This window comes from Pseudomonas sp. P7779 (assembly GCF_013386315.1).
Classification (GTDB): Bacteria; Pseudomonadota; Gammaproteobacteria; order Pseudomonadales; family Pseudomonadaceae; genus Aquipseudomonas.
Genome location: NZ_JACARZ010000074.1, coordinates 73,902 through 93,418, shown reverse-complemented (window position 1 = coordinate 93,418; position 19,517 = coordinate 73,902). Strand labels below are relative to the sequence as shown.

18 protein-coding genes and 2 pseudogenes are annotated in these 19,517 nt (G+C 54.1%); 10 read left to right on the top strand and 10 right to left on the bottom strand.

What is annotated here, in order from left to right; translation table 11 throughout:
• Positions 1–1,188 (top strand): MFS transporter, encoded by a 1,188-nt coding sequence (locus tag HX869_RS21370; protein ID WP_178903606.1) that lies wholly within the window; start codon positions 1–3, stop codon positions 1,186–1,188.
• A gap of 87 nt (positions 1,189–1,275) precedes the next feature.
• On the opposite strand, the gene HX869_RS21365 is transcribed toward HX869_RS21370, so the two are convergent.
• Positions 1,276–1,509 (bottom strand): hypothetical protein, encoded by a 234-nt coding sequence (locus tag HX869_RS21365; protein ID WP_003218911.1) that lies wholly within the window; start codon positions 1,507–1,509, stop codon positions 1,276–1,278.
• 226 nt (positions 1,510–1,735) lie between these two features.
• Here HX869_RS21365 and HX869_RS21360 point away from each other — a divergent pair, with 226 nt between their 5' ends.
• Positions 1,736–1,873: a hypothetical protein gene (locus HX869_RS21360; RefSeq protein WP_167410166.1), complete on the top strand. Its 138-nt coding sequence runs from the start codon at positions 1,736–1,738 to the stop codon at positions 1,871–1,873.
• Between the two features lie 430 nt (positions 1,874–2,303).
• Here the strand turns inward: HX869_RS21360 and HX869_RS21355 are convergent, their stop codons facing one another.
• Positions 2,304–2,951, bottom strand: coding sequence for a hypothetical protein (locus tag HX869_RS21355; RefSeq protein WP_178903605.1), 648 nt, complete (start codon positions 2,949–2,951; stop codon positions 2,304–2,306).
• A gap of 387 nt (positions 2,952–3,338) precedes the next feature.
• Here HX869_RS21355 and HX869_RS21350 point away from each other — a divergent pair, with 387 nt between their 5' ends.
• Positions 3,339–4,046 carry a hypothetical protein gene (locus HX869_RS21350; RefSeq protein ID WP_178903604.1) on the top strand — a complete coding sequence of 236 codons (708 nt, stop codon included), beginning with the start codon at positions 3,339–3,341 and terminating at the stop codon, positions 4,044–4,046.
• Positions 4,047–4,136: 90 nt separating this feature from the next.
• Complete coding sequence (locus tag HX869_RS21345) at positions 4,137–5,555, top strand: hypothetical protein (RefSeq protein ID WP_178903603.1); 1,419 nt, start codon at positions 4,137–4,139, stop codon at positions 5,553–5,555.
• Positions 5,556–5,698: 143 nt separating this feature from the next.
• Here HX869_RS21345 and HX869_RS21340 read toward each other — a convergent pair.
• Positions 5,699–6,250, bottom strand: a pseudogene (locus HX869_RS21340) (DUF4113 domain-containing protein); the annotation flags it as partial.
• A 1,231-nt stretch (positions 6,251–7,481) separates the two neighbouring features.
• On the opposite strand from HX869_RS21340, the gene HX869_RS21335 reads away from it, so the two are divergent.
• Positions 7,482–9,053: a colicin-like pore-forming protein gene (locus HX869_RS21335; RefSeq protein WP_178903602.1), complete on the top strand. Its 1,572-nt coding sequence runs from the start codon at positions 7,482–7,484 to the stop codon at positions 9,051–9,053.
• Between the two features lie 67 nt (positions 9,054–9,120).
• On the top strand, positions 9,121–9,678 hold the full coding sequence (locus tag HX869_RS21330) for a hypothetical protein (RefSeq protein ID WP_177075693.1): 558 nt from the start codon (positions 9,121–9,123) through the stop codon (positions 9,676–9,678).
• 233 nt (positions 9,679–9,911) lie between these two features.
• Here the strand turns inward: HX869_RS21330 and HX869_RS21325 are convergent, their stop codons facing one another.
• Together HX869_RS21325 and HX869_RS21320 are read right to left on the bottom strand one after the other, a co-directional pair.
• Positions 9,912–10,964, bottom strand: a complete 1,053-nt coding sequence (locus HX869_RS21325; protein ID WP_178903601.1) for a phage portal protein — start codon at positions 10,962–10,964, stop codon at positions 9,912–9,914.
• Positions 10,964–11,359, bottom strand: a pseudogene (locus HX869_RS21320) (terminase); the annotation flags it as partial. The gene HX869_RS21325 and the pseudogene HX869_RS21320, both read right to left, overlap by 1 nt.
• Before the next feature lie 174 nt (positions 11,360–11,533).
• On the opposite strand from HX869_RS21320, the gene dusA reads away from it, so the two are divergent.
• Both dusA and tal read left to right on the top strand, forming a co-directional pair.
• Positions 11,534–12,520 (top strand): tRNA dihydrouridine(20/20a) synthase DusA, encoded by a 987-nt coding sequence (dusA, locus tag HX869_RS21315; protein WP_178903600.1) that lies wholly within the window; start codon positions 11,534–11,536, stop codon positions 12,518–12,520.
• Between the two features lie 303 nt (positions 12,521–12,823).
• Complete coding sequence (gene tal / locus HX869_RS21310) at positions 12,824–13,750, top strand: transaldolase (RefSeq protein WP_008437618.1); 927 nt, start codon at positions 12,824–12,826, stop codon at positions 13,748–13,750.
• Between the two features lie 199 nt (positions 13,751–13,949).
• Here tal and rssC read toward each other — a convergent pair whose 3' ends face one another.
• From rssC to HX869_RS21295, 3 genes are all read right to left on the bottom strand, one after another.
• On the bottom strand, positions 13,950–14,432 hold the full coding sequence (gene rssC, locus HX869_RS21305) for an anti-sigma factor antagonist RssC (RefSeq protein ID WP_003218919.1): 483 nt from the start codon (positions 14,430–14,432) through the stop codon (positions 13,950–13,952).
• Positions 14,432–15,613: a two-component system response regulator RssB gene (rssB, locus tag HX869_RS21300; RefSeq protein WP_003218921.1), complete on the bottom strand. Its 1,182-nt coding sequence runs from the start codon at positions 15,611–15,613 to the stop codon at positions 14,432–14,434. The genes rssC and rssB overlap by 1 nt, the downstream gene beginning before the upstream one ends.
• A gap of 346 nt (positions 15,614–15,959) precedes the next feature.
• Positions 15,960–16,649, bottom strand: coding sequence for a VacJ family lipoprotein (locus HX869_RS21295; protein ID WP_008437615.1), 690 nt, complete (start codon positions 16,647–16,649; stop codon positions 15,960–15,962).
• Between the two features lie 195 nt (positions 16,650–16,844).
• Here HX869_RS21295 and HX869_RS21290 point away from each other — a divergent pair, with 195 nt between their 5' ends.
• On the top strand, positions 16,845–17,456 hold the full coding sequence (locus HX869_RS21290; RefSeq protein ID WP_008437613.1) for a hypothetical protein: 612 nt from the start codon (positions 16,845–16,847) through the stop codon (positions 17,454–17,456).
• A 110-nt stretch (positions 17,457–17,566) separates the two neighbouring features.
• A complete protein-coding gene (locus tag HX869_RS21285; RefSeq protein ID WP_008437612.1) occupies positions 17,567–17,833 on the top strand; it encodes a DUF4404 family protein in 267 nt (88 codons plus the stop codon).
• A gap of 126 nt (positions 17,834–17,959) precedes the next feature.
• On the opposite strand, the gene queF is transcribed toward HX869_RS21285, so the two are convergent.
• The gene (queF, locus tag HX869_RS21280; RefSeq protein WP_008437611.1) at positions 17,960–18,790 is read right to left on the bottom strand and encodes an NADPH-dependent 7-cyano-7-deazaguanine reductase QueF; all 831 of its coding nucleotides are present in this window, start codon (positions 18,788–18,790) and stop codon (positions 17,960–17,962) included.
• A 57-nt stretch (positions 18,791–18,847) separates the two neighbouring features.
• Complete coding sequence (locus HX869_RS21275; protein WP_003218934.1) at positions 18,848–19,372, bottom strand: plastocyanin/azurin family copper-binding protein; 525 nt, start codon at positions 19,370–19,372, stop codon at positions 18,848–18,850.
• Between the last annotated feature and the right edge of the window lie 145 nt (positions 19,373–19,517).

Sequence of the window (19,517 nt, the reverse complement as noted above, 5' to 3'; positions counted from 1 at the left end):
ATGACTATCCAGCAAACACCCGGGCACGTGCTGCCCGCGCGCAGCGCCGCCAAAATGGAAGCGGCCATGGCCGTGGGCGCCTTTGCGATCGGCACCGGCGAATTCGCCATCATGGGGCTGATGCCCGACATCGCCCACAACCTCAATCTCAGCGAACCGCAAGTGGGCCACGCCATCAGCGCCTACGCGCTGGGCGTGATGGTCGGCGCCCCGCTGCTGGCGATCCTCGGCGCCAAGTTGCTGCGTAAACACATGCTGCTATTGCTGATGGGCCTTTATGCCCTGGGCAACCTCGCCACGGCGTTTACCCCGACCTTCGGTTCGCTGGTGGCTTTCCGCTTTATCAGCGGCCTGCCCCACGGCGCCTACTTCGGCATCGCCGCCGTGGTCGCCTCCAGCATGGTGCCCAACGACAAACGTGCTGGCGCCGTCGCCCGCGTGATGATGGGCCTGACCCTGGCCATGCTGCTCGGCAACCCCATCGCGACCTTCCTCGGTCAACACTTTGGCTGGCGCTCGGCGTTCGCGCTGGTCAGTGCTATCGCCCTGTGCACCATCGCGCTGGTCTGGCAATTCGTGCCGGATCGCCACGACGAACCCCGCAGCGACCCGCGCAAAGAACTGCGCGCTTTCACCAAACCGCAGGTGTGGATGGCGCTGTCCATTGGTGCTATTGGTTTTGCCGGGATGTTTTGCGTGTTCAGCTACCTGGCGCCGACCATGCTCGAAGTGACCAAAGTCTCGCCGCAGTGGATTCCCTTCGGTCTGGCCGCGTTTGGCGTAGGCGGCATCATCGGCAACATCGCCGGCGGCAAGCTGTTCGATCGCCTGCAATTTCGCGCAGTGGGCTGGATTATGGTGTGGTCGATGGCCGTGCTGATTTTCTTCACCTTCGCCGCGAGTTCGCTGTGGGGCGTACTGCTGGGTATTGGCCTGGTCGGCACCATGATCGCCATGGCCGCGCCGCTGCAAATCCGCTTGATGGACATTGCGCATGAGGCACCGAGCCTGGCGGCGGCGTCCAACCACGCGGCGTTCAACCTGGCGAATGCGCTGGGGCCGTGGCTGGGTGGGATGGCGATTACGGCGGGATATGGGTGGACCAGCACGGGTTACATCGGCGCTGCCACGGCACTGGTGGGCTTGGGCATCTACCTGATCGCCCGCCGCATGAAAGGCGGTCACTAACGCCCTCCCACGATCCAATGTGGGAGCGGGCTTGCTCGCGAAAGCGGTGGGTCAGTCACTGAGTAAATGGCTGCCCCACCCGCTCAGTCAGTCATCATGCATCAACCCCGAACCATACTCCCCGTAACTGCTCCCCAGCGCGTTGCCGCCAAAATTCATCTTGGCGGCCTTGCTGGGGCTGTGGTCGCCAAACGCTTGGCATCCCCCTGAATAACAAGGGTCGCTGCTCAGGTCGCTACTCATGCCAGATGAACCCGACGAACAAGCGGCCAAGAGCAACGTGCCTGCGACCATCACGACTTTGACGAGATTGGAGATCATTTTTTCAGTTCCCTTTGGGCTTATGGGCTGAGCGTAGGCCTCAATGCCGGTGAGAATTATGAAACTTTGCCGTAGGACAGGATCGGTTCAGGTTGATGTCGTTTTGGCGACGAATTATCCCGGCACATATTCTGATTGGCGATATCAACGGTTAGCCCCTACATATTAAAGCCGACCAGGCATCAATTCAGATGAGCCTGCGGCCTACGTAGAGGGAAGCTCAATAATGGCTAAAGACGAAAAAACCAGTGAAAGCGTCGCTTCAAAAGCAGCCAAGCTGCTGGCGGATCCCACCACTCCGCCGGATGTGAAATCTGTGGCGGCTTCGGCGCTGACTCAGGCGCCCGACAAAAAGAAGAAATAAGCTGAAAACCGTGCCAGGGTGGCTGGAGCTCTGGCACTGGCCACCACGGCACCACGCCCATTCCTGTTAAACTGTCCGCCCTTCGCCTTATCCATCTCAGACCCTAATGTCCTCACCTATAGCACCAACGCCATCGTTCTCCCGTCGCTTCTCCGTTGCTCCGATGATGGACTGGACCTACAGCTCGCTTCAAAGGCTTAATTCCTTGGCATTTATTGATCCGAGATAACCGAATGTAGCAAATTTTAAGCAAGCGATTTGGAATGGCGATATGAGATGCAACTGACTTAAAAAATAATCCCGGCGAGGAGCACTTCTGCGCCCTTAGGACTAGCCATTTTGAGAGTTAATGGATAAGCCCTATCCATATAGCAGCACCACATTCGGCTAATAATTTTTTGTTGCGTGCAGCATCACATCTAACTCTTATTCAAGAACGCCGGCTTTGGTGATGTGCATAAGCCTCATCAAGTAACCAAGGATGCCTTCCCAAATAACGGACTATCGCAGCACTCATTGTTTTTGCTTCTCTATCTGCGTTTTGCCCCCAAGCCGCGACTTGGCTTTTAGCAAACCCTCCGTTGGTTTCGAGCTGCAGCAATATTGCAGATCGTGTCAAATTGACACTACGTTTGAGCGAGAGGAATGCATTTGCAACGTCTAAATCTTCGAGGCGGGTATATTCAATTTCTTTTAAGTCCTCAAGACATATTTCCAACAAATTTGAGTGATATTTCAGCATCGGCGGGGTGGGCACCCCCTGCAAGATGTACTGACTTGCTCCCGCAATCACTTCGCTCGCATATGCAGCGACTCCGAAAGCCTTCTCCATATAGCCGTAGCCCTCAAATAGCTTGTCCTCTTTTTGTTGCATCACTCCCCGACGCGCAATCGCGACTGCGGCTAAAATCGCGCCGATGCTTCCTATGGCTTGCACCCATGCACTCATGCTTTCAGGCGATCCGACAGCTTCTATAACCACCCAGAGAGTCCAGCCCAAAATGCCCACCGAGATAAAACTCCATACCACCCAAATTGAAGCCAGCTTCATGCTTTCAGGGACTATCAACGCTTTCATTTTCGAATGGTCCATGTAGAAAATCGGAGCTTGACTGGGTTTCAAAATTTGGTCCAGCGCCGCGTGCTACACACCCTGATTGTGTAGGGTATGTGGGACTTTTGGGGCGCAGCCACGCGTATGCTGGTTAGAATGACCCGTCTCCGAAGCCCCCCCGCTAGGAACGTCTCAAACTCTAACAAGCTGCAAAAGATAGACATCTCATGCAAGGGTCCTTAAGGTACTAACTGAGGGATACCATTTAGCCATCACCAGTCCGGTATCCATTAAAATTAATGTAGGGTCGAAGCGGTTAAAGAAACTCATAGCAATCATAGATTTTTGAAAAAACAAACTTTTAACGCATAAGAAAGCACTCCCCCAAATGAAAACTGGCAGCTATAAAAAATGAATATCGCGGAGCAACTACAAAAGCTAAGCAAAGAGCGCAGTCAAAAACCTCAATTCAAGTCCCTCGAAGAATTTGAAGTATGGAGTGATGCAGTTCGCCCACTAATATCATTCAACAAAAAATATCTAACCGAATTTACTCAAGCCGTAACAAACGCAACTGTACTATACCGAACGGGCAATTTAGTAGATGCAACGACAAACATGAACAACGCCGTAGGCATTGCCAATCAAGCAACGACATTAGCAAAACTGGAGTCCGCTGCAAAAAAACCTGAGATCACAGATTTAACCCCACAAAAAACGGAATCAAAATCGTTAAAGGAAAAATTTGAAAATCATGTTGTAATATTTGGCTCCACCCTCGCAATATTGGGTTTCGCTGCCGGTATTTCTAGCATGAAATTCATATTTTCTTCAGCAAACCAAACATCTTCCGCACCTCAAACCATTAGTTTTGATTGCAAAATAGATGGTCTTCCGATATTAGCCGAATCACATGACAAACGAGTTGCTTCATTGCAAAATAAAATAATGGAGTTCGAAGCTCAGGCAAGCGACAGAATGTTAATTAGCCCCTATCAAGAAAAGTATCTTGAAAGCGCTAATCGAGTGCGCAGAGACATTGACATAGAAAATAGCTTATATGACAAATCAATAGAACGTTTGTTATCAAAATGCAAAGAAACCAGCGCAAAAAATTAAATCAACGGCCTAATTCATCCTGCTGATCATAGTTTTTACCCATTTTCAGCGTTAGGAAATTGCTTAAACTGCAGGGACGGCACACGTTTTATGAAACCGATCACGCAATCCATGTTTGACCTCTATGCCCTTTCCTTGCCCTGGGGGCTGAGCTTCGTCAATCACATGCCCTATACCGGGTGGAGGACGGATGATGGACGCTCATGGGGTGTTCTGACACTCGACGAAGATGCTAATACATTTGGTTGCATTGCAATGCGACAGCGGGTGGACCTAGTTTGGACTTTGGTTTTGGACGAATCCGGACTTGATAGTTTTGACGAAGCAGAACGAAAGATTGCTGCCCTCCTTAAAGAGGGGGCTCCCCGTGAGCCGATGCCACCCAATACCGCAAGAAGGCCAAATATTTTTGATAGCGCCGACTTGCCTACATGCACTCTTTTCCAGCATCTTTCCAGAAAATCTCGACACAAAGCTGCGTGGATGATCGGGCACCTGTACTACTCAATGCCTCGTCCTGATGACAACTGGGTCAGAGATTTTCAAACTGAGAATTTGCACACCCGCCTCTGGGAACTTCATCTGCTAGCGTGTTTTCGTGAACAGGGACGTTTAGTCAGCCAGCAATTTCGATCACCTGACTTCCGCATTTCACGGCGTAATGGTGAGTGCGCATGGATAGAGGCTGTTACCACGAACCCGACTGAACGTTACGACCATGCGACCACTTGGTCGGAGCCGCCCCCGTCCGATTTGGTTGAGAGAGTAATAGGGCAAGCTGCAGTACGCTATGCAAACACCATTCGCAACAAGCTTCAGCGACAATACGATCAGCTCTCGCATGTTGTAGGCCAACCCTTTGCCCTCGCTATCGCTGATTTTCATGCCCAAGGATCCATGACTTGGAGCAGGCAAGCACTCATTGCATACCTCTACGGTGAATACGCAACAACTCAAGTAATTGATGGAAAAAAACAAGCTGTAGGCGTAAGTGTCGAACATTTGCTTGGGAAACAAAAGACTCCTGCTGGCCTCTTTCGCTTCCCGGAAAATGCCAGCTTATCGGCAATAATATTCAGCAACGGCTGTAGTTTGGCTAAATTTGGGAGAGTATTGGTTTCGATGACTCAGAGTGATGATTTCTCCAACATTAGATTTGGGGAGTTCTTTGATCGAACACCAGGCGCCCTAGAGGGATTGCCTTTCTGTCTGGATGTGACTAGCCCTGAATATCGTGATCTATGGCCACAAGGTTATGAGCCTTGGTCTGCTGAGCTAGAAGTATTCCACAACCCACTTGCCGCGCATCCGCTATCTAAAGAAATTTTGCCGGAAGCGACCCACTGGTTTGTCCGGAGTCACGGAACAATTTGCGAGGCGTTCTACGAGACTCAGATCCTCCATTCACAAACCTTAATTCAGCCGAAAACACAGCCAAAATTAACGCTTAAGCACTTTTTTTATAAAGGCAGTGAAATAAGTGACACCGGCCTGGGTGACGATATTTAAAGGTCGATTCAGGAGTCGACTTTCCGATTTCCAGCTTCCCGAGCCGATTACGAGGTGTCTATTTTTGGTTTCCCCGGCCACCTCATAATTGAAACAGGCATCATCACAAAAAAATCAGACCACCACTGCCTGCGTCCCAACCGCTATTTACACGCTACTGCCCACAACTGATCCAGTTTAGTGGTGTAGCTCTGGCTCATCATACTGCGGCGCATGGCCCAAGCCGGGTTGCTGGGCACGCTGGCTGACCGCAACGCTCCCCTCCCCCATCGACCATTGATCTCGTCCAGCACGGTCATCACCCGAGTGGATTCGGCAGTCTGCGAATTAGCGAACATATCACCGGTGTACTCGCCGGGCTGGCAGAGATTGAGCAGCATCACTTCAGCCTTACTATATTTAAAGCCTGGCTGGTAAATACGGTCGACCGCATCAACAGCCGCCTGTGTCAGAAGACGCACGTCATCGGTCGGATACGGCATATTCACCACCACTCCGTTGGCATACTTAGCCTCTTCGGGGTTGAACATCCCAGTCCGGATGCACACGCGCAGCTTCTTGCACAGCGAGTTCTGAACGCGGAGCTTCTCCGAGGCACGCATCATGTAGGTGGCCACCGCTTCTTTGATTGGGGGCAGTTCCGTCAGCCGCTTGCCGAACATTCGACTGCAGCAGATCTCCTGCTTTGGCGGATCGCGAAAAAAGGGGACAGATTTTTAAAACTGAGTCTCGTGCCAGACGATCAATACCCGGCCCCTCAAACCCGTTCCTGATAAACTGCTCACCCTTCGCATTCTCCATTCCAGATCCCAATGCCTTCAGTCATAGCTCCACCGCAAGCCCTGTCCCGTCGCTTCAGCGTTGCACCCATGATGGATTGGAACTGCTAACTCTACAGGCTATGTATTACGTGCCCTGTAGCACTCCAAAGAAAACCACGTACCACTTTCGTACCACCCACTCTCCGAAACAGCCCGTCCCATCCCCTCCGTAAGGTTGTGCCACGGCACTTTTCGCCAGTGTCTGTCGCTCCAATCCATGCCCCCTGGATACGCCGACATCTGTAGCTGTGTGAGTGAGTGGGCGGGCGCGTGAAGGTAAAGATTGTGAGTACTGCGCGATCCAGCTCGCAGCATCAAAAGTGCCCCGCCCTAGGCATACTCGGCGTTTTCATGTTGACCCACGGGAACGAGGTAAGGAAGGTTAGTTTTTTGCTGGTCGTTCTGGAAGCCCTGTCTGTCGTGGCTTTCCGAAGGGTTGGCAAGGTTAGCTCTTCGGTTAGGTTTGGTTATTTCCTAATCCTTATTGATGTTAAATATTCAATATATTAATTCCTTTAAAAAACATATACTTATGAACACCTAACTTTTAACCTAACCCAACCTAACCCATCAAAGTTATGTCTCAAGCCCAACAAATACGGGCCTTCCAACTCACAACACCCCCCTCAAAAAAAAACTAACCCTTTTCCCGAGGCACCTACTGAATTCAGCTGTCCGTGCGTGCTTTTAAGCCTTGCGAAAAATATGCACCTTCGCAGGGTTCCGCAGGCTTTTGCCCTCTCCAAAACACCAGCCAAGCACCCAGCCTGGGCCGCCGCGAGGGGGCCGCAGAAGTGCAGAAAAAGAGACCCATTTAGCCCGCAGGCGTGGTGGGGGGACAACGGCGCGCGCCAGGTACGAACGAGCTTATCGGGATGAAATAATTTGATACGAATAGTTATCAGTTAGATATTGCCATAAATACTGTTCATGCATACAGTATTGCGACTGCTTAATTCTAAGCAGTCACACTCACTACCAACAAAATAAAGGGATTTATATGTCTAGCACTGGAACGTACTTAGGCCCACACATCAAAACTGGTCCGAGCTCATATTTACTGGGTCCAATTCCAATCACCGGTCACCTACCCACGATGACGTCTATGTATATGGGTAATGTGGCTTGGGGACTGAATGACGGTCCCCGTCGGGGGGAGGGGACGGGTTCAGGTAAACTCAACCCACTCACCCCATTCATGTGGGATGATTTTGTAGGAGAACACGAGTACCTGAAAGTCGTTATTGATGAGGAATATGCTGGTGTTTTCAACAAACTTTCAGAATCAGTAAAAAAAGAAATCGAGCAAAAACAAATGGTGGCTCGAGGCGGCCTCTTACTTTCCCCAATCAACGAAGCTCAAAAAAATCTCGAAACAACTGTTAAAGTTATTAAATCGAAAAATGATGAGTATCAAGCTAAGGTCCCAGCAGCGCATGCTCTTTACGGATTGAACCCCCTATTCTTGATGGTTGATTTGCCATTTCGGAAAATCTATGAGGGGGTGCATGCCGCAAAGTTTAACGAAGCTCTTGCGGAGATTGATTCAGCCTATAGAGCAGCCCTGGAACTAAAGCGAATTTCGTTAGAAAATAACATTTTGGTGAACCAACTCCCACTTCTGGCCAAAAAAATCGGCCAAGCTAAAATAGCTCCAAACTCTGCGCAAGATCAAACCGCGTCTTGGGTTGGAAATAGCCTATCTGTCATTGATACCGAAAAGGACTTTCAGATTCAGTTACTCCCGTATTTCCTTCAGGAACATATTGTGAAGTCCGTACCATCTTTAGAAGGTACAACACACTCGCAAGCGCTACAAAACTACCTGAAAGTAATAGAGGCCAAAATAAAGCTTGAAACAGCAGCCATCGGACCATACAAGTCGGTAAATCGTGACAGTCCTCACATTAAGTCCCCAATGTCCAAACCAGAACTGGAAGCTCTTCATAAGTTGGTTGACTTGCAAACAAACACTGAGCTAGGGAAGCGTTGGGCCGACTATCATGATTCGCTTCTTCATTCAGAAACAGTGCGACAACTAACCAATACGGCAAACGCCTTTAAAGAATTGTCAGCGCGAGCAAAAGATGCTGAAGAGAGGGAACGCGAAGAGAAACAAAAGCAAAACTACATCGACTCTGTAAATTTTGCTGCGGCAACTGGTGAACGCATTCTCCAAAAGTATGGCGCAAACATGAGCAAAATTGCTCTCGAGATGCAAGAGAACATCTCAGGCAGTAAAATTCGCAGCTACAATGATGCAATGACAGCGTTCGAGAAGGTTAGAGCCAATCCAAATACAAGGCTGAGTGCACGAGATACAAAAGCTGTCGTTGATACGCTCAAGGCTTTAGACAAGGCGACTTTTGCAGACAACGTTACTCGCCTAGGTAAGGCGTTTGGTGTTGTAGGCTACATTTCTCAAGCAAATTCCGTTCGAGAAGCGGCTGTAGTTGGTTTTGAAACTGGCTCTTGGAAACCGCTAATGCTGGAGCTTGAGGCCATGGCGCTAGGCATCGGCGTAGGTGCCTTGCTTGCCGTGATCTTCGCGTTAACGGCTCCTGTGTGGAGTAGCACAGCGGTTGGAGTGGTAGTGGTAGCCGTTCTAATGGCTGCCATAGCGTCACTATTCAATGCTAAATCTGTAGATAACATTAACAACTTGGTTCTTAACTGATACGATGGCGCCTTGCTAGGAAATTTGGCAAGGCGCCATCTATTTACAATCTCGGAATATAAAATCAATGACCAAAAAAACTAAACAATTAATCAAAATGCCATACGCATTTATCGTGCTCACGATAATCCCAATTTTTATTATTGCATTTTTACTACCAACAAACCCCGAAACAAATTTTCATTTGGAGTTGGACACCTTCCTAAATGAAAAACTACTTGGACTTGTGGGATTCTGGACATCCAGCTCTGCATTTAGCTCTAAGCTGATTACAAACTACATCAGTATTTTTGGCCCACTATTTTCCATTATAACCTTTATAAAAATTCGCAAAACCATGATAATTGACCCTGACCAATACGAAAGCATGACTATCGCGAAATACTCCGCAATATTAATTTCAATTACTGCTTTTATTTTTTTTGCCATCTATGCTTTTTACATGCAGGAAACCGATCTAGGAACTCTCACTCAAAAATGGGGATTCTTAGGTAGGCACATTATTCCCTACGCACTATTTTCTTCCGGCATTCTACTTGTTTTTCATTGTTTCCCGATCATTGCTTACTCCGCATTCTATTTCATTCCACAACTATTATTGAAGCGTCAAAAACAAAAGCAATGACTCGAAGATTAAATGGTCGAATGAAGATTCCGACCATTTTAACTTTCAAGAATCGCTCCTTTGGCGCCGTTTAGATAGAGCACCTCTAAAATTTCGTCCTGTCGGCAGTAGTCCCCTTTGCATTATCGCGCGGTTTTGCTAAACAATTCTGACTGTTCACCTTTTGGGCTTATCTTCGTCGGTACTCCGAACGAACAATGCCACCTCAACCCCACGTTAGAACTATGCCATGCTTATTTTCCTCCCGTAGGAAGCTCAAACTCCTTGAAGCTGACAACCTCTTCACCCAGCCACTCGTTGACCTGGGCCAGCCTCGCCTGCAACGGCTCCAGCTCGTTGACCGCCCAAACCTCAGCAGCCTCCCGCAACGACCCAAAACCGCCCGCGTTCTGCGGCACGATGCCCATCAACTGCGGTGGAATGCGCAACGCCGCGAGCAGATCGTCACGGCTGATGTTTTTGATCGAGCTGAATTCGTCCTTGGCCGCGACTTCGCTCACCGGGATGAGCTGAATACCGTCCTTCTTCCCGGCCGGCGCGTACACGAACAGATTTCGAAAGTTGCCTGGCCCTTTCGAGTTCTTCAGCGCGGTGCGCAGTGAGTCGATGTCCTCTTCCTTCTGCGCCGCGTCGGTCATGTACAGGATGAAACCGGCGTGACTGCCGTTGTTGTAGTACTTGCGCCGGAACAGCGTGGCGCTCTCGTTGAGCAACGCACTTTGCAGCGCTGCCAGCCACTCCGGCAGGCCGTAGATCTCCTGGTTGATATCGGCCTCGCGCAAGTGGCAGATCGAACCAGGGGCAAACTCGTGCTCGTCCTTCCAGCCACGCACCTGGTAATAGGTCTCCATGTCCACACCCCGGCGCATGTATTTGGCCAGTGGAGGCAGCAGCCCCATGGTGTTGCGGAGCATGTTGCTGCGCTTTTCCAAGTAGCAGTTGCCACACCAGAGCCAGTCCAGAGCGAACTGCTCAAAGGCCTGGCGGTTCAACAGCCGGTGGGGAACGAACGTGCGGGCGAGCATGTTGCGCTTGAAGTTCAGCCCTGACTGGAGATACACGCTGGCCCGGGTCGTTTTCGCCAGGCCGTCCATGGACATCGGGGTCTCAAACCAACGCCCATTGGCCCAGCACTCCAGGTAGTCGAGGATCTCCCGGCTATCCAGCACGGGAGCGGGATCACCGAAAGTGAACGCTTCAACCGGCCCGGACTCAGGCGGCAGCAAGTCCCCTTCAATGGTTGGCTGAGCGGTGGCCAGCTGGGTACCGCGCTTACGTCTGCTCATCAGTAGGACTCCATAAATCCGGTATTCGCCGTGGTCTGCCCTTCAAGGGGTTCGTTGTGCAGTGCGTGGAACAGCGCCCACGCCAGGTCGGCATGGCCCGTCTCGTCTGTGCGACCGGCCGTGTAAGTGAACATGCGCCCGGAGGCGGTGATTGTTTTGCGGATAGCCATCAATGACTGGGCCATATCCGTCCAGCCTGCATCGAATTCCAGACGGCCGTTTTTGATGACGTCATAAGCCTTCAGCACCAGGCGGGTTTTGACCTCGGGCGAGTAGCTGAACGTGGTGATGTTCGGGAAGAACTGCTTCACCAGCTGCGCCACGCCAGAGCCCATGCCGGTGATATCGATCCCGATGTAGGTCACCCAGTAGCGTCTGGTGACTTGGCGAACGGATATCGGGGTAAGACCACGATATATGACGCAATGGTCGGCTTCTGATCCTCGGCATATTTCACACGCGTTAACGTTACGTGCGACATGGTCAGGAGCGCATCACACACCTCCCCGACACCCGCGATGCTTCCCTGATAAACTGCACACCATTCGCCTCGTTGACTCAGATCTCCAATGCCCCTACAAACCGCTCCACTCTCCCGCCGCTTCTCCGTCGCCCCGATGATGGATTGGACTGACAGGCACTGCAGGTACTTCCTGCGCCTGCTGTCCAAAAATGCCCTCCTCTACACCGAGATGGTCACCACCGGCGCAATCCTCCACGGCGACCACGAACGCGTCCTGCGCCACAACGAGGCCGAGCATCCACTCGCCTTGCAGTTGGGCGGTAGCGTCCCCGCGGACCTGGCCGCTTGCGCCCGCATGGCCCAGGACGCCGGTTACGACGAGGTGAACCTCAACGTCGGCTGCCCCAGCGACCGGGTGCAAAACAACATGATCGGCGCGATCCTGATGGCCCACCCGGCCTTGGTGGCGGATTGCGTTAAGGCAATGCAGGACGCCGTCTCGATCCCGGTAACGGTTAAGCACCGCATCGGCATCAACGGCCGGGACAGTTACGCCGAGCTGTGCGATTTCGTTGGCCAGGTGAAGGACGCGGGCTGCACCAGTTTTACCGTGCATGCGCGAATCGCCATTCTGGAAGGGCTGTCACCGAAGGAAAATCGGGACATCCCGCCCTTGCGCTACGACGTTGCCGCCCAGTTGAAGCAGGATTTCCCTGAACTGGAGATCATCCTCAACGGCGGCATCAAGACCATCGAACAGTGCCAGGAGCATTTGCAGACCTTCGACGGCGTGATGCTGGGCCGCGAGGCTTATCACAATCCGTATTTGCTGGCCGAGGTGGATCAGCAGCTGTTTGGCAGCACTGCACCTGTTATCTCCCGCGCCGAGGCGCTGGCGCAGTTGCGTCCTTATATAGCCGAACACTTGGCGACAGGTGGCTCGATGCATCACATCACGCGCCACGCACTGGGGCTGGGGACGGGTTTCCCGGGGGCGCGGAAGTTTCGGCAGTTGTTGTCGGTGGATATTCATAAGGCCAGTGATCCGTTGGCGTTGCTGGATAAGGCTGGGGAGTTGCTGGAGGGACGGTGATTTGGGTGTCAGTGGGTTTATTGGGTGGCTGACACTACGCCTTCGCGAGCAAGCCCGCTCCCACATTTGGAGGGGGGGATGTCAGGAAGATGGGGCAAGGCTGCTCCCACCGTTTGATCGGGGTGGTCATCGGGCAGTTGGGTTGAACCTGCTGGCTGTTTTGGCCTCCTATTGAGCATTGGCCAGTGATTCAAACGGCTGTTTTCAGGTTGTTGCCCTCGCAAACGATCGAATGCATTTGCGCCCTTGAGCGGCTGTCAGCGCTCGGGTAATGTCATCAGACCCACAGGACAGAGCACGCCCATGACTTCCAAGCTGGAACAACTCAAGCAATTCACCACTGTAGTAGCCGATACCGGCGATTTTTCTACCCTCGCCAAGCTCAAGCCACAAGACGCCACTACCAACCCTTCCCTGCTGCTCAAGGCCGCGTCGATCCCAGGCTATGCCAAGCTGCTGGACGAGGCTGTTGCCGACTGCAACGGCGATGTAGGCCTGGCCAGCGACCGTTTTGCGGTAGCCGTCGGCCAGGAAATCCTGAAAGTGGTGCCCGGCCGCATTTCCACCGAGGTGGATGCCCGCTTGTCGTTCGATACCGACGCGGTACTCAAGCGCGCCCATCGCCTGATCGACCTGTACGACAAGGCCGGCATTGGCCGTGACCGCGTGCTGATCAAGATCGCTTCCACCTGGGAAGGCATCCGCGCCGCCGAGCAGCTGGAAAAGGAAGGCATCCAGACCAACCTGACGCTGCTGTTCTCCTTCGCCCAGGCCGTGGCTTGCGCCGAAGCCGGCGTGTTCCTGATTTCGCCGTTCGTGGGCCGTATCTACGACTGGTACAAGAAGGCCAACGGTAACGATTACACCGGCTCCGAGGATCCGGGCGTGCAGTCGGTGACGCGCATCTACAACTACTACAAGGCCAATGGCTACAAGACCGTGGTAATGGGTGCAAGCTTCCGTAACCTGAGCCAGATCGAAGAGCTGGCTGGTTGCGACCGTCTGACCATCAGCCCGGACCTGCTGGAAAAACTCGCAGCCGACAACGGCAAGCTGGAACGCAAATTGTCGCCAGGCCATGCGGGCGAAGCTCGTGTGCACCTGACCGAAGCGCAGTTCCGTTGGGAATCCAACGAAGATGCAATGGCCACCGAGAAACTGGCCGAGGGCATTCGTCAGTTCGCCCGCGACCAGGAAAAACTCGAAGCGCTGTTGACCGCCAAGCTATAAAAACGGCGGCGACAAAAAGGGCGGCACCTGTGAGGGTGCCGCCCTTTTTTTGCATTAGCCGATTTCGAGCCGAACTCAGTTAAAAATGTGGGAGGGGGCTTGCTCCCGAATACAGGGCGTCAGTCGCTACATTCACTACTGACCCGCCGCTTTCGGGAGCCAGCCCCCTCCCACACTTTGACAGTGTTTCAGCTGGAAATTAGTGCCGCTCCAGCGCATTCACCAGGTCGTGGAACGCCTCGCGGTTGGAGTCGTTCAAGCCCATCAGGATCTTGTGGGCTTCCAGTACCTTGACCCGTACCACTTCCTCGGACTGGTCCTGGGACGGCAGGTCGGTCAGGCATTCCGGGCACGGGATCGGGCGGTCAACGATGTTGAACACTTGATCGAAGCCCATGGACTGCAACAGACGGGTGATGTCTTCGTGGGTGGTGACGACGGTCGGCAGCAGTCCGACCTTCTGCCGAGACAGAATGGACAACTTGGCCAACAGCCCAAGGGTGGTGCTATCGATGCTGCGGGTTTCGGTCAGATCGATCACGATCGCCGAGAAATTCAAGGCTGTGAAGATCCGCTCAATCGTCGCATCCAGCGCCGAACACAAGGTCAGGCGCACTTCACCGACAAACTTCAGGACAAAAGTCCCGTCTTGCTCGGCGAATTGGATTCTTCCGGTACTCATCAAAGATTCCTGCTCAACACCAATAGGGCGATATCATCCGGCATCTCCCCTAGCGTGGCCAATCCAAAAACCTGCCGCAGGCCATCCAGGCTGCCGCCCGCCGACCTGACCCGTTGGGGCAAGGCGGCTTCTTTCTCTTTGAGTGTAGGCTCTGGCAAAAGGTCCAGGATACCGTCGGACATCAGCGTCAGGCTGAACGTCGGCGGCAATTCCAGGATGTGGTCTTCGTAGGTGGCTTCATTGAACAAGCCAACCGGCAAACCACGCCCTTCCAGGTAGCGCACACTGTCTGGAGTGTATAAAACCGGCAATGGCAGGTGACCGCCAATGCTGTAGGTCAAAAGACCTGTTTCTTCATCAATCACGCCGCCGACCATCGTCACGTGCTTGCCCAGCTTGCAGCTGATCAGGCCCCGGTTGATGTGGCCCAGCACTTGCGAAGGGGTGAACTCCGGCAAGGTGCCATTGCGCTTGGACTCGAACAACAGCCGTGTAGTCATGAACTTCAACAACACAGTCACGAATGCAGAGGAGGCGCCGTGGCCGGAAACGTCGGCCAGGTAGAACGCAACACGCCGCTCATCAACGCGGAAGTAGTCGACGAAATCACCCGACAGGTACAGCGACGGGATGATCTGGTGGGCAAACTTGAACTCGTCGATGCTCCACGGGCTCACCGGCAGCATGTTCATCTGCACCTGGCGACCGGCGTTCTGGTCTTCCTGGAGCAGGTTCAGGCTGGCTTCGAGTTCGCGGTTGGCGGTTTCGAGCTTTTCACGGTAACGCTGGTTTTCCAGCAGCAGCCGTGCACGATCCAGGGCACGACGCACCGAGTGCTCCAGCACAGCCAGGTCTTCCAGGGGCTTGATCAGGTAGTCGGCAGCGCCGAGGCGCAAGGCCTCGACGGCATCGTTCATCACGCCGGCACCGGACACGACAATCACCGGCGTCTGCGGAGCGATGTCGGTTACCTGGCGGATCAGCTCAAGGCCGCCCACCTGGGGCATGCGCAGGTCGCAGATCACAAGGTCGGGCTTGTCGCGCTCGAATACCTGGAGACCCTGGAGGCCGTTGCTGGCCTGCAGGACGCTGAAGCCACTGTCTTCCAAATAGGCCGCAAGACTCGCGCGCACTACTTCGTCGTCATCGATTATCAGCAGCGTGGCACTGGTTTTCTGCATGTGGGCAAACGGCGCCAGAATTAGGTTGGCGTAGGCAGCTCGACAATGGCCGGGCTTACTACTGGATTCGCTTTCTAGCCTCTCTGTCCTACAAAACGCCGAGTTATTGCCGACGCACAAAGGTAAAGCAGAGGTGCCCTTCTAAGGCGCAGACGGTACTCCCATCCGCCAGGGGTTTCAAGCTCACGGCGATGGTCGCCGGACGTCTTTACATCGCAAATCACCAGTAGTTATAAGAACGCATAAAACCGCGACTTAAAGTAAGCACGTAACCCACGGATAAACCTCGAATGCGGCCCACAAAAAAGGCGACCCGAGGGCCGCCTTCTTCTTTCAAGCCTGGGGCTTAAAAGTCGTCTACAACCTTGCCATCCTTGACCTTGAACTCGCGGTTCTGCAGGTAAGCATTGCGGATGAAGGTGTATTTGTCGCCGCTGATCAGCTTCTCGGAGGACAGCAGGCTGGCACGTGTGTCGACGATATTCAGGCCGAAGGTGCTGTTGCGCCAGCCGATATCGTTCATGTAGCGATATGGCTGGGTGTAGCTGTCCACGTATTTGGACGGCGCGTCACGCAGGGTGCTTGGGCCCAGCAGTGGCAGCATCACGTAAGGACCGCTGTCGACGCCCCAGTAGCCGAGAGTCTGGCCGAAGTCTTCGTCGTTGCGTTGCAGCCCCATTTTGGTGCCGACATCAACAAAACCCAGCACGCCGAACGTGGTGTTCATCAGCAAGCGAGCAGTGTCGACGCCTGCAGCGTGGGGCTTGAGTTGCAGCACGTCGTTGGCAAAGTTGCCGACGTCGCCGATGTTGCGGAAGAAGTTGTGGATCCCGTCCTGCACGAACTGCGGGGTCACGAACTGATAGCCTTGAGCCAATGGCTTGAGGGCATAGGTATCAACGGTATCGTTGAAGGTGAAGATCGGGCGGTTGACGCTTTCCCATGGATCATCTTCCGAGGCCGCCTGGGCTACGAAAGGAACCAGCAAAATACTCGCACATACGGACAGCTGAGCTAGACATTGGCTCCAGCGCATAGCTTGAACTCCTTGAATGGTCTGTCATGGGCGCTATGCCCTGAATGAGGCCGTCAGTATATGACGGAAGTGTCAGATTAGGCAGCCTTGCAGAAATGTCATTCAGCAAATGCACAAAATTCCTACAATTGCTGCGGGTGTAACTTGCTTGTCACCCAAGTCCGGTAGCGTCACTGCTATTTCAGGGACGTCGAAATGCCACACGCCGAGATTGTTAGTGCCAGCACCCCGTCCTTGACGGCCGTACTGTTCGGGCTTAGTGGCTGCCTGGTGGACTTTGGTTCCCAGGCCCGCGCCGATTCCGCGCCTTCCAGCGATACCCATGCCACTGTCGGCGCTCTGAAGATCCTGCGCAGCCTCGAAGAACAGCGCGTCCCTTGTGCATGGCTGGACGAGTTGCCGGCGTCGGTTTCCACACCGCTGGCCGCCGGGCTACCCCGCTGGATCAAGGCAGCCAAGCCCTCCTCCACCCGCTGGCCGGCGCCTCACGCCTGCTGGCAGGCCCTGATGGAACTGAATATCGAACGCCTGGAAGGCTGCGTCCTGGTCAGCGGCGAGCCACGCCTGCTGCAATCGGGGCTCAATGCCGGGCTGTGGACCATCGGCCTGGCGTCCTGTGGCTCACTGTGCGGGCTTTCGCCGCAGCAATGGCAAGCACTCACCGAGAAGGAACGCGAGCATAAGCGCGCCAAAGCCACTGTCGCGCTCTATGGCCTGGGCGTGCATTCGGTGATTGACCACCTGGGCGAACTGCAGACCTGCCTGGCCGACATCAGTCTGCGCCAGCTTAAGGGCGAGAAGCCCTGATCGAGATCATGCACAGTCGGCGCCAGTGGATTAATCTACAGGTCAGCCCATAGACCTTTCCCGGCGTGCCGCGGTCTATGCCAGTGCCTATCGATAAAAGGAAGAACGCCATGCCTGCCCGCGAACAACTGCAAGAACAGGTCAAAATTTTGCGCGAGCAATTGGATCAGAATCCAGAAATGCCCCTCGAACAGCGCGAAGAGCTGCGAGATTTGATTGCTGAACTGGAAGTTCAGGAGCCACTGGAAGGTGCCATTCAGGATCCAAGCATCGCCGACGGTGTGAACCTGGCCGTAGAACGCTTCGAACTGGAGCACCCGGGTATTGCCGGGACCTTGCGCAATATTGTGGTGACCCTGGGTAACATCGGGATTTAACAGCCCGACACCTATCAAATGTGGGAGCGGGCTTGCTCGCGAATGCGGTCCGTCAGCTGATACATAAGCTGGCTGATACACCGCTTTCGCGAGCAAGCCCGCTCCCACATTTGTTTTGTGTGAAGGCTACTGACGAGCCAGGCGCAGGTTCTGGAACTGCTGCTCTTCAGTACTGCGGTACGGGTTGATATCGAGCCCGCCACGCCGCACATAGCGCGCATACACCGTCAGTTTCTCCGGCTTGAGCAAGCGCTGCAGGTCGAGAAAGATCCGCTCCACGCACTGTTCATGGAAGTCCGAGTGCTGGCGGAAGCTCACCAGGTATTCCAGCAGGCTGGCATGATCCAGCGCCGCGCCGCGGTACTCCACCGCCACACTGCCCCAGTCAGGCTGGCTGGTCACCGGGCAGTTGGACTTGAGCAGATGACTGTGGACGCTCTCCTCCACCACGCGCGAATCGTCGCAACGCAGCAGTTCCGGGCGCGGGTGCTCGTAGTTGCTGACGGTAATGTCCAGGTCATCAATGCACACACCCGGCAACGCGACCACGCCTTCGGCTTCAACCTCGCCCAGGCTGCGGATGCGCACGCCAACGGGCTTGCCGGCCGCTGCACTCAGGTCGGCGCGCAACGTCGCTTCAAGGCTTTGCACATCGGCAAACGCGGTTTGGTTCAGCGAGTTGAGGTACAACTTGAACGACTTCGACTCGATGATGTTCGGCGAGTCGGCCGGGATACTGAATTCACCGATGGCCACCACGGGTTTGCCGGATGGCAGCAGCCAGGACAGTTCGAAGCAGTTCCAGAAATCCACGCCTTTATACGGCAGGGTCTCGGCACTCAGGCCCAGCTCGGCCCACTTGGCGGCGCGAGGAATCGGGAACAGCAACGACGGGGTGTAGGTGGAGATGTATTCACTGGACTTGCCCAGCGGCGAATGTTCGGCTGCGGGATGCATGGCGGAAACCTGGCTAAATAAACGCCGCCATTCTACCCGCCTTTGCCCGTCAATGGCTTACTGGCTGACGGTCAGCTTGCCGACCATGCCCGCCTGGTAATGCCCCGGAATGTTGCAGGCAAACTCCAAGCCGGTGGCCTTGGTGAAGGTCCAGGTCAGCTCGGCGGTCTTGCCGGGCTCTACCAACACGCTGTTGGGGTCGTCGTGTTTCATGCCTGCCATATCACCATGCCCCATCGCACTGTGGTCCATTTTGCCCATGCCGGTCGCCGTCAGCATGCCGCTGGCCTGCATCTGCAGCATCTCTTTCTGATGCGCTGCGTGCATGGCGGCATCGCCAAGGTTGAATTCATGAAGCAACTGGCCTTTGTTGACCAGCACAAAGCGCACAGTCTCACCGGCTTTTACATCAATAGCCTTGGGCGAAAAGGAAATATCCTGCAGTACCACTTCCACGGTGCGCGTGGCCTTGGCGGCGGGCGCGGCCTCACCGAAGGCGAAGGTTTCAGCCGGGGATGCCAGCACCGGAAGACTCATCGCCATCAGGCAGCCCGCCAACAACCAGGATTTACGTAAAAACATGCTCACACTCCAAAGGTTCGGAATCAGTCTGTGGGACACTTTACGAACGCGCCGCTGCCAGCCAGCTGACTGCCAGATTACAACTTTGTCAGCTTGAGCCGGCTGCCGGATGTGCGCGGTATAACGTCTGTGTTCCCGTAAAACC

Bases quoted from the DNA above. Each gene is read 5' to 3' on its own strand.
- HX869_RS21295 (WP_008437615.1), bottom strand. From the start codon at position 16,649: ATGCGCTGGAGCCAATGTCTAGCTCAGCTGTCCGTATGTGCGAGTATT.
- HX869_RS21285 (WP_008437612.1), top strand. From the start codon at position 17,567: ATGCCTGCCCGCGAACAACTGCAAGAACAGGTCAAAATTTTGCGCGAG.
- rssB (WP_003218921.1), bottom strand. From the start codon at position 15,613: ATGCAGAAAACCAGTGCCACGCTGCTGATAATCGATGACGACGAAGTA.
- HX869_RS21355 (WP_178903605.1), bottom strand. From the start codon at position 2,951: ATGAAAGCGTTGATAGTCCCTGAAAGCATGAAGCTGGCTTCAATTTGG.
- HX869_RS21365 (WP_003218911.1), bottom strand. From the start codon at position 1,509: ATGATCTCCAATCTCGTCAAAGTCGTGATGGTCGCAGGCACGTTGCTC.
- HX869_RS21325 (WP_178903601.1), bottom strand. From the start codon at position 10,964: ATGAGCAGACGTAAGCGCGGTACCCAGCTGGCCACCGCTCAGCCAACC.
- HX869_RS21330 (WP_177075693.1), top strand. From the start codon at position 9,121: ATGACCAAAAAAACTAAACAATTAATCAAAATGCCATACGCATTTATC.
- HX869_RS21345 (WP_178903603.1), top strand. From the start codon at position 4,137: ATGAAACCGATCACGCAATCCATGTTTGACCTCTATGCCCTTTCCTTG.
- HX869_RS21360 (WP_167410166.1), top strand. From the start codon at position 1,736: ATGGCTAAAGACGAAAAAACCAGTGAAAGCGTCGCTTCAAAAGCAGCC.
- HX869_RS21350 (WP_178903604.1), top strand. From the start codon at position 3,339: ATGAATATCGCGGAGCAACTACAAAAGCTAAGCAAAGAGCGCAGTCAA.
- HX869_RS21370 (WP_178903606.1), top strand. From the start codon at position 1: ATGACTATCCAGCAAACACCCGGGCACGTGCTGCCCGCGCGCAGCGCC.
- dusA (WP_178903600.1), top strand. From the start codon at position 11,534: ATGCCCCTACAAACCGCTCCACTCTCCCGCCGCTTCTCCGTCGCCCCG.
- HX869_RS21290 (WP_008437613.1), top strand. From the start codon at position 16,845: ATGCCACACGCCGAGATTGTTAGTGCCAGCACCCCGTCCTTGACGGCC.
- rssC (WP_003218919.1), bottom strand. From the start codon at position 14,432: ATGAGTACCGGAAGAATCCAATTCGCCGAGCAAGACGGGACTTTTGTC.
- tal (WP_008437618.1), top strand. From the start codon at position 12,824: ATGACTTCCAAGCTGGAACAACTCAAGCAATTCACCACTGTAGTAGCC.
- HX869_RS21275 (WP_003218934.1), bottom strand. From the start codon at position 19,372: ATGTTTTTACGTAAATCCTGGTTGTTGGCGGGCTGCCTGATGGCGATG.
- queF (WP_008437611.1), bottom strand. From the start codon at position 18,790: ATGCATCCCGCAGCCGAACATTCGCCGCTGGGCAAGTCCAGTGAATAC.
- HX869_RS21335 (WP_178903602.1), top strand. From the start codon at position 7,482: ATGTATATGGGTAATGTGGCTTGGGGACTGAATGACGGTCCCCGTCGG.